The organism is Candidatus Clostridium helianthi (assembly GCF_045310795.1).
Taxonomy (GTDB): domain Bacteria; phylum Bacillota; class Clostridia; order Clostridiales; family Clostridiaceae; genus Clostridium; species Clostridium helianthi.
The window spans coordinates 1-15,732 of record NZ_JBJIAB010000046.1 but is presented as its reverse complement, the minus strand read 5'-3'; the positions used below and the strand labels follow the sequence as shown (position 1 = coordinate 15,732).

Annotated in this window: 10 protein-coding genes; all 10 read right to left on the bottom strand. The window is 30.7% G+C overall.

What is annotated here, in order from left to right; all coding sequences use genetic code 11:
- Window positions 1-54: 54 nt before the first annotated feature.
- The 10 genes from ACJDTP_RS23680 to ACJDTP_RS23635 all read right to left on the bottom strand — a co-directional run bounded on the left by ACJDTP_RS23680 (window position 55) and on the right by ACJDTP_RS23635 (window position 15,202).
- Entirely contained in the window at window positions 55-2,805 is a 2,751-nt protein-coding gene (locus ACJDTP_RS23680; RefSeq protein ID WP_406762627.1) for a calcium-translocating P-type ATPase, PMCA-type, read from the bottom strand.
- A 179-nt stretch (window positions 2,806-2,984) separates the two neighbouring features.
- Window positions 2,985-4,766: a DNA helicase RecQ gene (gene recQ, locus ACJDTP_RS23675; protein ID WP_406762626.1), complete on the bottom strand. Its 1,782-nt coding sequence runs from the start codon at window positions 4,764-4,766 to the stop codon at window positions 2,985-2,987.
- A 513-nt stretch (window positions 4,767-5,279) separates the two neighbouring features.
- Complete coding sequence (locus tag ACJDTP_RS23670; RefSeq protein WP_406762625.1) at window positions 5,280-6,479, bottom strand: NAD(P)-dependent oxidoreductase; 1,200 nt, start codon at window positions 6,477-6,479, stop codon at window positions 5,280-5,282.
- 48 nt (window positions 6,480-6,527) lie between these two features.
- On the bottom strand, window positions 6,528-7,418 hold the full coding sequence (locus tag ACJDTP_RS23665) for an aldo/keto reductase (protein WP_406762624.1): 891 nt from the start codon (window positions 7,416-7,418) through the stop codon (window positions 6,528-6,530).
- Window positions 7,419-7,475: 57 nt separating this feature from the next.
- Window positions 7,476-8,444: a D-2-hydroxyacid dehydrogenase gene (locus tag ACJDTP_RS23660; RefSeq protein WP_406762623.1), complete on the bottom strand. Its 969-nt coding sequence runs from the start codon at window positions 8,442-8,444 to the stop codon at window positions 7,476-7,478.
- 223 nt (window positions 8,445-8,667) lie between these two features.
- Window positions 8,668-9,993 carry an enolase C-terminal domain-like protein gene (locus ACJDTP_RS23655; protein WP_406762622.1) on the bottom strand — a complete coding sequence of 442 codons (1,326 nt, stop codon included), beginning with the start codon at window positions 9,991-9,993 and terminating at the stop codon, window positions 8,668-8,670.
- A gap of 327 nt (window positions 9,994-10,320) precedes the next feature.
- Complete coding sequence (gene garR, locus ACJDTP_RS23650) at window positions 10,321-11,205, bottom strand: 2-hydroxy-3-oxopropionate reductase (protein WP_406762621.1); 885 nt, start codon at window positions 11,203-11,205, stop codon at window positions 10,321-10,323.
- A gap of 67 nt (window positions 11,206-11,272) precedes the next feature.
- Complete coding sequence (gene dapA, locus ACJDTP_RS23645; protein ID WP_406762620.1) at window positions 11,273-12,172, bottom strand: 4-hydroxy-tetrahydrodipicolinate synthase; 900 nt, start codon at window positions 12,170-12,172, stop codon at window positions 11,273-11,275.
- Between the two features lie 18 nt (window positions 12,173-12,190).
- Window positions 12,191-13,333, bottom strand: a complete 1,143-nt coding sequence (locus ACJDTP_RS23640; RefSeq protein ID WP_406762619.1) for a glycerate kinase — start codon at window positions 13,331-13,333, stop codon at window positions 12,191-12,193.
- 546 nt (window positions 13,334-13,879) lie between these two features.
- Window positions 13,880-15,202, bottom strand: coding sequence for a gluconate:H+ symporter (locus ACJDTP_RS23635; RefSeq protein ID WP_406762618.1), 1,323 nt, complete (start codon window positions 15,200-15,202; stop codon window positions 13,880-13,882).
- Window positions 15,203-15,732: the final 530 nt, after the last annotated feature.

Below are 15,732 nucleotides of genomic sequence, written 5' to 3'. Positions count from 1 at the left end.
AAAAATAAGGGGAGTTAAATTAACTTCCCTTATCTTTTAAATAACACTATTTAATTACTTTCTAAACATTCTTATAATAAATTTTATAACTTCATTTACTACTATAACCATAAAGGCTAACCCTAAAACTTTACTCCACATTATCACCGATAAAGCAACTGAACTAAAGAAAGTAGTAAATACTTGAGTAAATATTATTTGAGCTAATCCAGTTATAAATATTACTTGAATAGCTATCTTATTCTTAAAAAAGTTAGGAAATATGCTTTCTGCCCCAAATTCTCTGCAGTTAAATGCATTAAATAGTGCACTAAATGCAAATAATCCAAATAAAACAGTTTCCATCTCACTTGCAAATCCGTTTTTTTCTGTAGATGCTCCTAAGATATTGTACTTCATCTGTATAAGTAAAATTGATGTAACATATATTGCATTTAATATTATTGAAGTAATCATACCTTTTGTAATTATACTTGAATTTCTATTTACAGGTTTTCTATTAAAAACATTCTTTCTAATTGGTTCTAACCCTAGAACTAGTGCTGGGGGGCCATCCATTATTATGTTAATCCACAATAATTGAATCGTAGTAAATGGCATTTCAAAATTTAATATTTGCGAAATTATTGCAACTAAAAATGCTATTATGTTTACAGTAATCTGAAATTGTATGAATCTTTGAAAATTTTCATACACGCCTCTTCCCCACTTTATTCCATCAATGATAGTAGTAAAATTATCATCTGTTAATATTATATCTGCAGCATTTTTAGAAACTTCTGATCCTGAAATACCCATAGCTATTCCAACGTCTGCCTTTGTTAATGCTGGCGCATCATTTATACCATCACCAGTTACTCCAACTACTTCCCCATTGCTTTGAAGAGCTTCAACAATTCTCATTTTTGTCTCCGGCTTACTTCTAGCTACAATAGCTATATTTTCAATCTCATTTCTTAATTCTTTATCATTTAAAGTATCAATATATGTAGCTTCTACTGCTTTTTTCCCACCTTTAAGCATTCCAAGCTCATTTCCTATTGCTATGGCTGTATTTATATTATCCCCAGTCAGCATCTTAGTTTCAATACCAGCTCTTTTAGCTGCTTCTATAGCTTTAGCTACATCTTCCCTTAGTGGATCCCTTATGGCAACAAAACCACTGAATATTAGTCCGTTGTTTCCATCTAATAGTTTAGGTTTTAAAATACTTATCTCACTTGTAATTGCAGCCTCTGCTTCTACATCTTCAATAATCCTAAATCCAAACCCTAGAATTCTCATAGATTTAGCCTGTAGTTTCTGTATTTCTTTTATTATTTCATTTTTTCTCTCTTGTGTAAGATCTATAAATTTATTATTTATAACTTCATTAGTAGAATTTGATAACAGTATTTCAGGCGCTCCTTTTACGAGTACTACATTCATTCCTTTAATCTTCATAACAGTAGCCATGAATTTATTTTCAGAGTTAAATGGTATTTGATGAATCACTTCACTTTCTTTTCTTTCCTGTTTATAATCATATTCCTCTAGATATGAAAGTAGTGCACATTCTGTTGAATTACCTAAGTAATTTAACTTATCTCCCTCAAAACTTATATCTGCCGTTGAGTTTACAAGGCAATTCTTCACAAAATAATCATCTATATCATTTTTATCATCAAAGAACTTTCCATTTAAATAAAGATTCTCTACAGTCATCCTATTCTCAGTTAAAGTACCTGTTTTATCTGAACAAATAACACTAACAGAGCCTATAGTTTCACAAGCTTCTTTTTTTGTTACTAACGCATTAATCTTAGCCATCTTTTGCATTGTTATTGCTAGCGTCATATTAATCATAGTTGGCAACCCTTCTGGCACCGCTGCGACTATTAAAGCAATACATACAACAAAAGCTGTTTTAATAGGATCTATAGAATTTAAAAACGATATTACTCCTGATGTATTTATATTCAAATCACCAGATAGAATCATTTTGGTAACCATAAATATAAATAGTAAACCTGCTATAACGCTTGATATTTTAGTGATTGTCTTACCCAAATCCCCCAATTTTCTTTGAAGAGGTGTTTCTTCTTCATCTATTTGAAGAGTTTGAGCTATTTTACCCATTTCAGTATTATCACCAGTTGAAGTTACAACCATTGTCGCTCTACCATAAGCAATTAGAGTTCCGCCAAATCCCATATTAATTTGCTTTGCTGGAATTGGATCCCGTATTTCTTTATTTTCTTTTACTTGTATTTCCTCCATATTAATAATTACTTGAGCATTTTTTGTAACATCTTCTGATTCACCAGTCAACATATCTTCCCTAACCTTTAAATCTATTGTCTCAATAAATCTTCCGTCTGCTGGTATCATGTCTCCTGTTTCAAGATATATGATATCTCCTGGAACTAAGTCATTTTTTCCTACTTGAGTTACTTTGCCGTTTCTCAACACCTTTACAACAATATCTTCTGTCATTTTGGCCAAAGCTTCTGCTGCCTTTTTTGATTTTCCTTCTGTAATTATTCCAATAGTTATTCCAATTGCAACAGCACATACTATTCCAACTGAATCATAATATTCTCCAATAATTGCACTAACTAAAGCCGCTATCAAAAGAATAAGCATCATGGGTTCCAGTAACGCATTTTTTATTTCTTCAAATATATTTCCTTCTTTTTTATGAGTAAATTCGTTTTTCCCATACTTCTCAGCTCTTTCTCTTATGGATGAATCATTTAGACCAGCCTCTAAATTGACATCTAGCTCTTTTAAAACTGATTCTATATCTTTATTAAAATATTTCATTAACTAAACTCCTCTTATTAACATATAGCCCTTCAAATATGATTCTAAAATCTTTCAATATATTTTAACATAAAACATAATCAATATTAAGTTAACTTATAATATCGACTTGACTACTAGTTTATATTATTCATTATAACCCATTTTACCACAGCAGTATCAATTTTTAGATACTTTTGTTAATTAGCTTCTTTTTGCGCAAACATTCTTATTATATTTAATAACTCTCCCCCATAAGCTTCAATTTTTTTTGTTCCAACTCCTCTGATCTCCAACAATTCATCTAATGTTCTAGGTCTACTATTAGATATTGCAATCAAGCTTGTATCTGAGAATATTATATAAGGCTTTATTTTATCCTTATATGCCCTATCTTTTCTCCAAGATTTTAAAGCTTCAAATAACTCTTTATTTATTATAGGCTCCCTGCTATCTAATATCTTAAATACAACTGATTCCTTGCTTTTTAAAACCCTAATTGATCTAGAATTAAGTTTTAACATTGAATATGTGCCTTCTTTTAAATCAACGTATCCATCATCTAGTAATTTTTTTATTAACTCTTTTATAAAGGTACTTCCATATTCCTTCATTATTCCGTATGTTGTAACTTTATCTAAATTATTTTGTATTATTTTGGGTCCCTTAAAACCTTTCAATATATCCACAAGAACCGATATTCCATACTGTTCTTTTGTTCTAAAAACTGTGGACAAAATCATCTGACTTTCTTTTGTAAAATCTTTTAATTCATCATCGTTTAAGCAGTTACTGCATTTATTACAGTAATTTAGCTTCCGATCATTTCCAAAATAATTCAATATGTATTTTCTGTAGCATTCCTTTAAATTACAATAATCAATCATAAATTGGAACTTTCTAAGCTGAATTTCTCTTCTATTCATGGAAGAACTTCTATTTATAATATATTCCACTCTACTTATATCTTCTTCACAATAAAATAAGTAACAGTCACAGTTCTCTCCATCTCTTCCTCCTCTTCCTATCTCTTGATAATACGATTCTAAGTTTTGAGGAAAAGTAAAATGTACTATGAATCTAATATTTGACTTATCTATTCCCATTCCAAATGCATTAGTCGCAATAATTACATCTAAATTCTCATATAAAAACTCTTCTTGAAATCTTTCTTTCTCTTCATCTTTGAGTCCACCATGATACTTACCAACATTAAATCCTAGATCCCTTAAATAATAATATAAATTATCTACTTCATTTCTTGACGCGCAGTATACAATACCAGATTCACCTTCATTTTTTCTAATTATATCCTTAACAGTTTCAATCTTATCTACCTCCTTAAGTATATTAAGACTAAGATTTTCCCTATTAATATCGCCTTTATATATATAAGGTTTCTCTAACCCCAATAATTTGATTGAGTCTTCTCTAACTTCACTTGTTGCTGTTGCAGTGAACGCTGATATTCTAGGTTTAACTTTAAGACTTTTATAAAAATCTGATATTCCTAAATAACTCTGCCTAAAATCATGCCCCCACTGAGATACACAATGTGCTTCATCTATAGCAATTTGGCATATATGAAGATCTTTAATCAATTCTCTAAATATTTTGGATTCTAATCTTTCTGGTGATATATATATTATCTTGTACTCCCCCATAGATGCTTCAATTAATATACTTCTTATAGTGTCCATATTCTGAGTACTATTTATATATGCGGCTTTAATCCCAGCCCCAACTAGATTGTCCACTTGGTCCTTCATAAGCGATATTAAAGGAGATATAACTATAGTTACACCTTGCATAATTATAGCTGGAATCTGGTAACAAATAGATTTCCCTGCCCCTGTAGGCATAAGACAAAAAGTATCCACACCATTTAAAATACTATTTATAATCTCGAACTGCCCTCTTCTTAGAGTATCAAATCCGTAGTATTTTTTTAAAGCATAAAATATCTTTTGTTTACTATCCATCTTTGCTTCCCTTTCTATTATATATAATAAATTCTACTTGCAAATTTCTTTTTAATATTAGTATATACCAAGTTATTAAATTCTTAAACACAAAACAGTGGTTAACTTTTTTTAATCTCAAATCTAACTATGATTATCTAATTAATTCTTCATTGTCCCAAAGCCCGTTAAATCAATACTTCAATTATTAAAGCCATATTCAAAAATAAAAATCGTCTAAACTAATTTAAACTTATTTGTAATTTCTCCAAATTTAACAAATTCCTTTGCTTGCTTTATTGCAAACAAATTATTTTATATAAATAATTTATCTCTACTAAATTTTGGCGTAGTTCAAAAATCATATTTTTGTTATTGATATTGCTATATTCAAATCATTAGATTTTATCAAATTTGAACTACGTCTAAATTTTTTATTGCAAATAAATTTAGTATAAGGTTATAGAATCCAATTCTATAACCTTATACTAAATAACTATAATATTTCTTAAACTATTTGTTTTAAATAAATTCTTATCCCTTTGATTCACAATACTCTTCTATAGTTTCTGCAACTACCTTTGCATGTGCTACTGCTTCAACAACAGTTTTAGCACCTGTAACAACGTCTCCTGAGCCAAATACTCCAGGTCTTGTAGTGTTACCTTCTTCATCTGCCACTATTAACCCTGCTGAATTTATCTTTAGTTTAGTAGTATTAGAAACTATATTATCCCTTGGCGATTGGCTGATTGCAACAATTGTAGAGTCACATTCAAAAAATTCTTCTATTGGATTGTTTTCATCCTCTTTATTAATTAACTTTACACCATCTTCTAATAACTCAATCGGAGTTCTGTATAGCTTAAATATAATTCCTTCTTCTTTTGCTTCCTCTATTTCTTTTTTAGTAGCACTCATATCATCAAAATTGCCTCTATAAAGAATTGTAACTTGGCTGCACCCATTCCTTTTTGCTGTTCGTGCAGCATCCATAGCAACATTACCTGCACCAATTATAGATACACTATCACCTAATCTATAGGTTTCTGGTGATCTAAGATAGTCTATAGCGAAATGCACATTTCCTAATGTTTCTCCCTTTATATTTAAAGTTTTTGGATTCCATACTCCTGTTCCAATAAATATAGCTTTATAGTCTTCTTTAAATAATCTATCTATACTTATAACTGGTCCTATAAGCGTATTAGGTCTAATCCTAACACCAAGTTCAATGAGTTTATCTTCTAATTTATCTATTAAACGATTAGGTAATCTGTATTCTGGAATTCCATATCTTAATACACCACCAATTTTATTTTTTGAATCAAAGATTGTTACTTTATACCCCTTTTTAGCTAATATAAAGGCAATTGTTAATCCCGCTGGTCCGCCCCCTATAATGGCAATTTTATCTTTTGTTTTTGGAACATTTTCAAATTTTACTTCATCTAAATATCTTTCTGATATCTCTTTTTCAATTTCGTAAAATTGTATTGGTTCACCTTTTATTCCTCTTACACAATTTCCTGCACATTGATTTTCATGGGGGCAGACAATTGAACATATTACTGAAAGAGGATTGTTACCAAATAGAATTTCTCCTGCTTCTTTTATTTTTCCATCTTTATAAAGAGCTATTACTTCGGGAATTGATGTATTAATGGGACAATTAGCACTACACCTCGGATTTTTACATAATAAACATCTATTTGCTTCATCTAATAAAAACATGTTATCTTACCCCTTTGTAAACATAATTTTTTCGTAAGTAATTTTTTACTATACTATATCTAACGACATTTTTTTGTTTGGCTTTTTAAATACTTTATCCAGTCTCTCAATATCTTCAGAAGATAATATAATTGAAGCTGCTTTAGCGTTTTCTATAACATGATCAATTTTTGATGCTTTTGGGATTGATATAACATCATTTTCACGAATTGTCCACGCAAGCGCTATCTGCAATGGCTTTACATTATATTCCTTTGCAATTTCATTTAAAGTTTCATTTCCCAGCATATTTCTTTCCAAAGAGCCCCCTTGTGCTAATGGGCAATATGCCATGGTTGGAATATTATTTTTTCTCTGCCATGGCAATAAATCAAATTCTATTCCTCTTGAAGCAATATGATATAATACTTCATTTACAGCACAGTTCTCACCATTTATGCTATGATATAATTCATCCATATCATCTGTATCAAAATTAGATACTCCCCATCTTAAAATCTTTCCTTGCTTCTTAAGTAATTCCATTCCTTCTATGGTCTCTTCTAAAGGTACTCTTCCTCTCCAATGAAGCAGATATAAATCTAAATAATCTGTTTTAAGTCTTCGTAAACTATTTTCACAAGCTTTAACAATCGAGTTCTTTCCTGCATTATGAGGATATACTTTTGAAACTAAAAATACATCTTTTCTGCGCCCTTCTATAACATTACTAATAAGTTCTTCTGATAAACCTTCGCCATACATTTCAGCTGTATCGATCAAATTCATTCCGAGTTCTAATCCTAATTTTAAAGTTTTTACTTCTTCATCTCTTTTTCTTGAGCTTTCCCCCATATACCAGGTTCCTTGTCCAAGTGCTGATACTTTTGTTCCATCTGGTAATATTACTTTTCTTTTTTCTACAGATTCTCTAATCTCCAATATTTCATTATTTGTCATTTTAACTTATCCTTTCATTCTTATCTTAGGCACAATCAAAAGATATTTAGGTTTTATTTACTTTGAAGTTCTATATCCCGTATGAAAATCAACTATATTCATGAGCTTTTCACCACTCGTAAATCTTCTTAAATTATCTGCACTAATTCCAACAATTCTTTCTAATGTTTCTGGAAGATGAAATCCACCAGAAATATGAGGTGTAATCATTATATTTTCAACATTCCATATTCTGTGATCCTTTGGAAGTGGTTCTGGATCAGTTACATCTAAACCTGCACCTAGCAAGTAATTGCTTTCAACTAAATCGCATAATGCATCTGTATCAAGCACATTTCCTCTACCAGCATTTAATAGCACTGCTCCTCTTTTCATTAACATGAGCTTATCTCTTGAAAACATTTTGTATGTTTCTTTTGTAGATGGCATAGAAAGCATTACAACATCTGCCTTTGGAAGCAACTCATCTATTTTATCCATTAAATACAATTCATCAATAAAATCAGGCTTTTCTGTATTTTTCCTTCTTACTCCTATAGTATATGCACCAAACGCCTTTACCCTCTTTGCAAATTCTTCTCCTATGTCTCCAAGGCCTATTATCAAAATTTTAGAATTATAAATTGATTTAACTTTTCCTTCGTCTTTCCATAAATGAAGTTTTTGATTATTTCTATATAAATGAAGCTTTTTAAATATTTGAAGGAGAACTCCCATCATGTGTTCAGATATTGCGAGTCCATATGCCCCTGATGCATTAGTAAGTAATACTTCTTTTTTTAATATTCCTTCCTTTATATATGCATCACTTCCAGCACTATTTAATTGTAACCATTTTAAATTTGAAGAATCTATAAGCATTTCTGCTGGAGGGTTTCCAATTATTACATCTGCATTTTGAACTGTTGCCTTATCTACATTGTCATATGTTTTATATACGTAGTTAGAATTAGGTGATGCACTTTCTATTAAATTCTTTTGTCTTTCGTTTATAGGTAATAGAACTAATATATTGTTAGCATTCATAAATTCACCATCCTCGGATTTTTGGTATAATAAAAACATGAACTTATTTTTATATAATAATTTCATGTTCCTAAATGATTAATAATATTTGTTAACTACTATCTTATTCAACTTCATCTTAAAAAACTATTTAGTTTTATTAAGATGAAGCTTTTTTGTAGTTTATGGTTTATATTATGCTACAAAGTATACTTTGTAAGCAGGAATTCTTTATTTTACGTTATTATCTAACTAAACAAGGTTTTTTGTTATCAAATTTCCAACCTGGGATTAAGAATTGCATTCCTTCTGAATCATCTCTGCTTCCAAGATTCTTATCAATATATAATTGATGTGCTTTCATAATTTGTTCTCTATCAATTTCAACTCCAAGACCTGGTTTCTTAGGTACTTCTACATATCCATCCTTAATTTGTAATGGTTCTTTTGTTAATCTGTCATATCCTTCTTGCCAGATCCAGTGAGTATCAATTGCTGTTATGTTTCCTGGAGCTGCTGCTGCTGTATGAGTAATCATAGCTAAAGATATATCAAAGTGATTATTTGAGTGTGATCCCCAAGTTAATCCCCATTCATTACATAATTGGGCTACACGTACAGTTCCTTCCATAGTCCAGAAATGACAATCTGCGAGTGGTATATCTACTGAATTTAATACTACAGAATGACCCATTTCTCTCCAATCAGTATTAATCATATTAGTAGCTGTTGGAAGTCCTGTTGCTTTTTTGAATTCAGCCATAATTTCACGACCTGAATATCCTTTTTCAGCTCCACATGGATCTTCACAGTAAGTTAAAATTCCGTGCATATCTTTACAAAGACTAATTGCTTCTTTTAATGACCATGCTCCATTTGGATCAAGAGTGATTCTAGCATTTGGGAAACGTTCTTTTAAAGCTTTTATTGCCTTAATTTCTTCCTTTCCTTCTAATACTCCACCTTTTAATTTGAAATCAGTAAATCCATATTTTGCATGTGAAGCTTCAGCTAATTTTACAATAGCTTCTGGTGTCATAGCTTCTTCACGACGTAATCTGTACCATTCTTCAGAAGCTTCTTCTTCACTAACATATGGTAAATCTGTCTTTTTTCTATCACCAACATAGAAAAGATATCCTAGCATTTTAACTTTATCTCTTTGTTGTCCATCTCCAAGTAATGCACAAACTGGAACTTCTAAGTGCTTTCCTAACAAATCAAGTAAAGCTGTTTCTACTGCTGTAACTACATGAATAGTTGTTCTTAAATCAAACGTTTGCAATCCTCTTACGTCTGAATCATCATTAAATTCATCTCTTATTTTCTTTAGAGTATTTCTATAATCACCAATTGATGATCCTACAACAAATTTTTCTGAATCCTTTAATACTTTATATATTTTTTCTCCGCCTGGAACTTCTCCAACGCCTTCATTTCCACTATCATCTGTTAATATAACAATATTTCTAGTAAAATATGCTCCATGTGCTCCACTTAAATTTAATAGCATACTATCATGTCCTGCTACTTGATAAGCTTCCATTTTAACAATCTTTGGTGTTGCCATTTCATTCACTCCATCCGTATTATTTTTAAGTTATTATCAGGTTTAATTAAGGTAATTGAGTAATCTCAAGGTAATTTGCATACTGATGAAATTCATTATTATAAATGCAGTTAATAATTTATTTTCAACCAGTATGCAATTATATTTAAATTGTAGTATACGGGCCCTTTTATAGTTTATTATCCTAATTCTATAATAAAATAGGATTGTAATTAGCAATTTTTTAGAGATAGGATATTACAAAAACGATTATTACAATCCCATTATAATCTGAGGTAATTTGTTTGAGTTTTAATTATCAATTTTTAATTCTGTAGTAAACTTCTTTTATCTATGAACTTCAGTATTAGCTAATTTTTCATAGTATTTTAATAAACTTGAGTGATCTTCCATTTCATGTCCATCAACCTTTAAGAATTCCATCATTTCACGTACAGCTGATGTTAATGGTAATGGAGCACCTACTCCGTGAGAAGTTTCTAATACATTGTTTAAGTCTTTAATATGAAGATTTATTCTGAATCCTGGATCAAATTTTCTATCCATCATTAAAGGTGCTTTTGCATCTAAAACTGTACTTCCAGCAAGACCACCTCTTATTGCATTGTAAACAAGTTCTGGACTAACTCCAGCTTTTTGAGCTAATACTAAAGCTTCTGATACAGCTGCAATATTTATAGCTACTATAGTTTGGTTACAAAGTTTTGCTATGTTTCCAGCACCAATTTCTCCAACTCTTACTACAGAACCAGCCATAGCCATTAGTACATCATAGTATTTATCAAATAATTCTTGCTTTCCTCCAACCATAACTGAAATTGTTCCATCTATAGCTTTTGGTTCTCCTCCACTTACTGGAGCATCTAACATTTCAACACCTTTTTCAGCTAATTTTTCTGCTATTTCTCTCGATGCAAGTGGTGCAATTGAACTCATATCCATTAATGTTAATCCAGGGTGAGCTCCTTCAATTAATCCACCTTCTCCAAGTGCTACTTCCTTAACATGTGGTGAGTTTGGTAGCATTGTTATAACTACATCAACTTTTTCTGCTATTTCTTTATTACTTGAGCAAACTTCTGCACCAAGTTCTGTTAGTTCTTCTACTGCTGATTTATTATAATCATTAACTAATAAATCATAACCGGCTTTCACTAAGTTTTTAGCCATAGGTTTTCCCATAATTCCTAATCCTATAAATCCTATTTTCATTTCAAATCACTCCTATTTCTTTGTCATCTATTATTATTATCAAAATTTTATAATTTAATTACTTAAATTACTTAATGTTATATACTTCTAATTCTTTTAAAACTCGAGCTAATTCTTCACGGTTTTTATCACTCATTGGCCCTACTGGTTTTAATGCTACTCCTACATCAATTCCCACCATTCCTAATGCTTCCTTTATAACTCCTGGGAAAGTCCCAAGGGCATATGCATCTCTAAGTGGTTGTAACTTATTTTGAAGTTCTTGAGCTTTTTCTAAATCACCATTCATAAATGCATTGTAAATCCCTACAGATATCTTTGGTGCAACATTAGCACTTGATGCTATAGCTCCTTTAGTTCCATTGCATAAACCATGATAAATAAATGTATCTATACCACATAATACTGAGAAGTCTTCTTTGTCTTTTGTAAGCTCTAGATATTTATCCATTCTTTCAGAACTTCCACTACTATCTTTTATGCCAATTATATTTTCTACTTCTGATAATTTTAAAGCAGTTTCTGGCATTATTGAGTTATGAGCCCTACCATCACATCCATATAAAATTATTGGCATTTTTACTGAATTTGCTACAGCCTTATAATGTTCTATTAACTCATCTTGTGTTGGTGATACAAAATAAGGAGTTATTACTGAAAGAGCTGAAACTCCTCCAATCTTTTCTGCCATTTGTGCAGTTTTTATAGTATTATTAGTTGTAATTTCACCAGCTCCTGCATAAACTGGTACTCTTCCATTTACATGTTCAACAGTAACTTCAATAACTCTTTGCTTTTGTTTATCTGTTAATCCATATATTTCTCCAGTACTTCCTAAAACAAATACTCCATGAACACCTGCTTCTAAAGTATAATCAATAACTTTCTTTAATGAATTTTCCATTAAATTTCCTTGCTCATCTAGAGGTGTTACTAAAGCAGGGATAATTCCGTTAGGCTTAAACATATCAATTACTCCCATCTATTATTTTTTTCTTTCATGACTCATATACAAATTTATTATTCTAAATGCAGCTTCTTTTACAAGTACTGAACAGTTCTTAATCGATTCATCTAATGTCATAGGTTTATCCACTATACTAAATATTCCATCAAATCCTAGTTCATATAATGTATCAGTTCCTTCACCAATTCCTCCTGCAAGTGCAATTACCGGAATGTTCTTCTTGTTAGCTTCACTTGCTACACCAAAAGGTGTCTTACCAAACTTTGTTTGATAATCTATTCTACCTTCACCTGTAAAAACTAAATCTGCCTCTTCTAATTTTTCACTTAGTTTACTTTCTCTAATAATGATATCTATGCCTCGTTGCAATTTAGCTTTAACTACTGCTATTAATGCTGCACCCATGCCTCCTGCTGCTCCAGCTCCTGGAACATTAATCACTTCAAGGTTAAAAGTATTTTCTAAAATCTTTCCATAGTGACACAAATTATCATCTAGAACCTTCATCATTGCCTCATCTGCACCTTTTTGAGGTCCAAAGATAAATGAAGCTCCATTCTCTCCACAAAGTGGATTTTGAACATCACAAGCAACTTTTATATCACATTCAAAAATTCTTTCATCAAAATTTGTCATATCAATTTTATATAATTGGTTCAACTCTGCTGCTCCATCGCTAATTTCCTTGTTATCCTTATTTAGGAATTTAGCTCCTAATGCTTTTAGCATACCAGTTCCACCATCATTTGTGGCGCTTCCACCTATCCCAATTATGAAATTCTTACATCCCCTATCTAATGCATCCCTTATTAATTGTCCTGTCCCATATGAAGATGTTACAAGTGGATTTTTTTCACTTTCCTTTAATAGAGGTAATCCTGAAGCCGCTGCCATCTCTATCACAGCTGTTTCTTTATCACCTAGCATCCCATAAAATCCTTTTATTTCTCTTAGAAGTGGATCTTTTACCTCTACAGTTATTATCTCCCCATTTGTAAGTGAAACCAAGGACTCAACTGTTCCTTCTCCTCCATCTGCCATAGGTATTTTTTCAATTATAAAATCTTTGTTATACTTTAGCAAACCTTCCTCAATAGAATTTGCTACTTCAAGCGCTGTTAAACTCCCTTTAAACGAATCAGGCGCTATAACTATTTTCATAATTCACCTCCAGTCATAACAATTAAATGTCAATCTGACTCCATTTTAATATTTTATAACTTTCATTTTCAATATTTTGTAGATTCAATTATCACCAACTACTTAATCATTGCTTTAGTCTAACTAGAAGTGATAACTTTTACATGAGTCAATTATACTCAAAATTAAAACTACATACAATGTGCATCAAGCATAAATAATGTATCTTTTTCTCTTCTTTTTTTGTTCAAATATTATATAAACTCACAATATTTAATTTATATGTTTTTTTATATAAATTTTTAGGAAGCTAAATATTAATATTATTTACTTCAATTCGTAATTTAAAATTTATATAAAAAATTCGGCGTAATTCAAATTTAGTGAAATTTAATGCTTTGAATCAAGTAATACCAATAGTAGAAATATAATTTTTGAACTACGCCCAAAAATCTATGTATATTTAGTGGATAAATTGTATATTACGAATTGAATATGAACATTAACTCTTAATATAATATAGACAAAAAAGCTAAAAATAATGTATTTAAAATTAACTATAATAATTTAAAGAAAACTATTTAATATTAGTACACCTATCAAACCTAATACTGATAAAATACATGTATAAGGAGTTCTTACTTTTATAGCATCAGCAACAGATAGGTTAAAATATTCTTTAAACATCCAAAAACCTGGATCATTAACATGTGATGCAAACATACTTCCGCATGATGTAGCTAAAACCATTAGTTCTACATTAGCCCCTGATGTTCCTATCATTGGCAATATAATACCAGCAGCTGTAGTTATAGCCACTGTTGCTGACCCAACTGCAGTTCTTACCGCTGCTGCGATAACCCAAGCTAATATTAAAGGTGAAATGTTTAAACCACTTGTTAATCTATTAACTGTATCTCCTATACCCGCATCAACTATTACTTGTTTAAATGCACCACCAGCACCAATTACTAAAATTATCATAGCAATAGCTTTTACTGAACCACCTAAAGTTTTCATCACTTCTTCCATTTTTTTGCCACGTGCAATACCTAAAGTATAAGTTGCAAATAAAACAGTAATTAATAATGCAACTGGAGCATCACCAACGAAATTTATATATTTCATTACTATTGATTTCTTATCTAAGAAAAGCTCACCAAAGGTTGAAGCTGCAATTAAAAATATAGGAACCAATGCAGTAAATACACTTACACCAAAGCCTGGTAATTCTTCTTCCTTAAATTTTTTAGTAGACACTAAACCTTCAGGAATTGAAGCCTTTGTATTTAATACCCATTTGGATTTATTATAAAATAACTCTAAAATTATTATAGATGGTATAGCAATAATAAGACCAAAAAGTAATGTTTTTCCCATGCTTGCTCCATATGTTGTAACAACTAATGCTGGCCCTGGATGCGGTGGCAAAAATGTATGCGTAACTGACAACCCAGTAACCACCGGTAAACCTGCAGCCATTAATGGAATATCCATCTCAACAACTACAGTATAAACAATAGGAACTAATACTATAAATCCCGCTTCATAAAACATTGTAATACCAACGATAAGTGCAGTTAACAGCATTGCCCATCGAGCATTTTTCTTTCCGAATTTGTTAATAAGAGTTATAGCAATACGGTTAGCCGCCCCTGAATCAGATAATAGCTTACCAAGCATTGCTCCAAATGCAAGAATAAATATCAAGCTTTGCAACTGACTACCAACACCCTTATACATAGATGCTGTAACTTTCTCTAACGGCATTCCTAACATAAGTCCAACAACTAACGAAACTAATACCAATGAAATAAATCCATCAACTTTAAGTCCCATCATTAATATTAATAATAATAATACACCAAAAGCAACTGTGACTAGTGCCATATTTATCTCTCCTTTTAATTTTACATTTCCTATTGTGATTCTTTTAACAATCAAAGTATAATTCTACTATAATATAAAATTTTAATTTTTTAATGCTACACCTCTTTTCTTTTTCTATGCTTTCTGTAACATACATCCCAATTCTAATAATTCTATAATTTCTGTGTCATCGTTTTCCATAAACATATACTCACACTGAAATTTCTAAAATTAAAACTATTCGTCAAAAAAAGTCAACTTTCTCTTAAATAATCTATATATATTATCATATTTTTAACAATCTAATACAATATTCAACTGCACAAATACTAATCGTTTTCGCTGCTCATTTTTATTTAATATGCATATTTTTTAGTCAACTTATTCCCAAAAACATAAAAATATTTCTAACAGATACTATATTTATTCCATATGAAAATAGGCCATATTAAAAATAAAAATCAATTTTTTATTTAAAATGGTTCCTATGTCAAGGACATTTTGAAAAAGGCTAGGCAGCTATGAGCTGGTTTCTGTATTGTACAGGAGCC

Bases quoted from the DNA above. Each gene is read 5' to 3' on its own strand.
- ACJDTP_RS23680 (WP_406762627.1), bottom strand. From the start codon at position 2,805: ATGAAATATTTTAATAAAGATATAGAATCAGTTTTAAAAGAGCTAGAT.
- recQ (WP_406762626.1), bottom strand. From the start codon at position 4,766: ATGGATAGTAAACAAAAGATATTTTATGCTTTAAAAAAATACTACGGA.
- ACJDTP_RS23670 (WP_406762625.1), bottom strand. From the start codon at position 6,479: ATGTTTTTATTAGATGAAGCAAATAGATGTTTATTATGTAAAAATCCG.
- ACJDTP_RS23665 (WP_406762624.1), bottom strand. From the start codon at position 7,418: ATGACAAATAATGAAATATTGGAGATTAGAGAATCTGTAGAAAAAAGA.
- ACJDTP_RS23660 (WP_406762623.1), bottom strand. From the start codon at position 8,444: ATGAATGCTAACAATATATTAGTTCTATTACCTATAAACGAAAGACAA.
- ACJDTP_RS23655 (WP_406762622.1), bottom strand. From the start codon at position 9,993: ATGGCAACACCAAAGATTGTTAAAATGGAAGCTTATCAAGTAGCAGGA.
- garR (WP_406762621.1), bottom strand. From the start codon at position 11,205: ATGAAAATAGGATTTATAGGATTAGGAATTATGGGAAAACCTATGGCT.
- dapA (WP_406762620.1), bottom strand. From the start codon at position 12,172: ATGTTTAAGCCTAACGGAATTATCCCTGCTTTAGTAACACCTCTAGAT.
- ACJDTP_RS23640 (WP_406762619.1), bottom strand. From the start codon at position 13,333: ATGAAAATAGTTATAGCGCCTGATTCGTTTAAAGGGAGTTTAACAGCG.
- ACJDTP_RS23635 (WP_406762618.1), bottom strand. From the start codon at position 15,202: ATGGCACTAGTCACAGTTGCTTTTGGTGTATTATTATTATTAATATTA.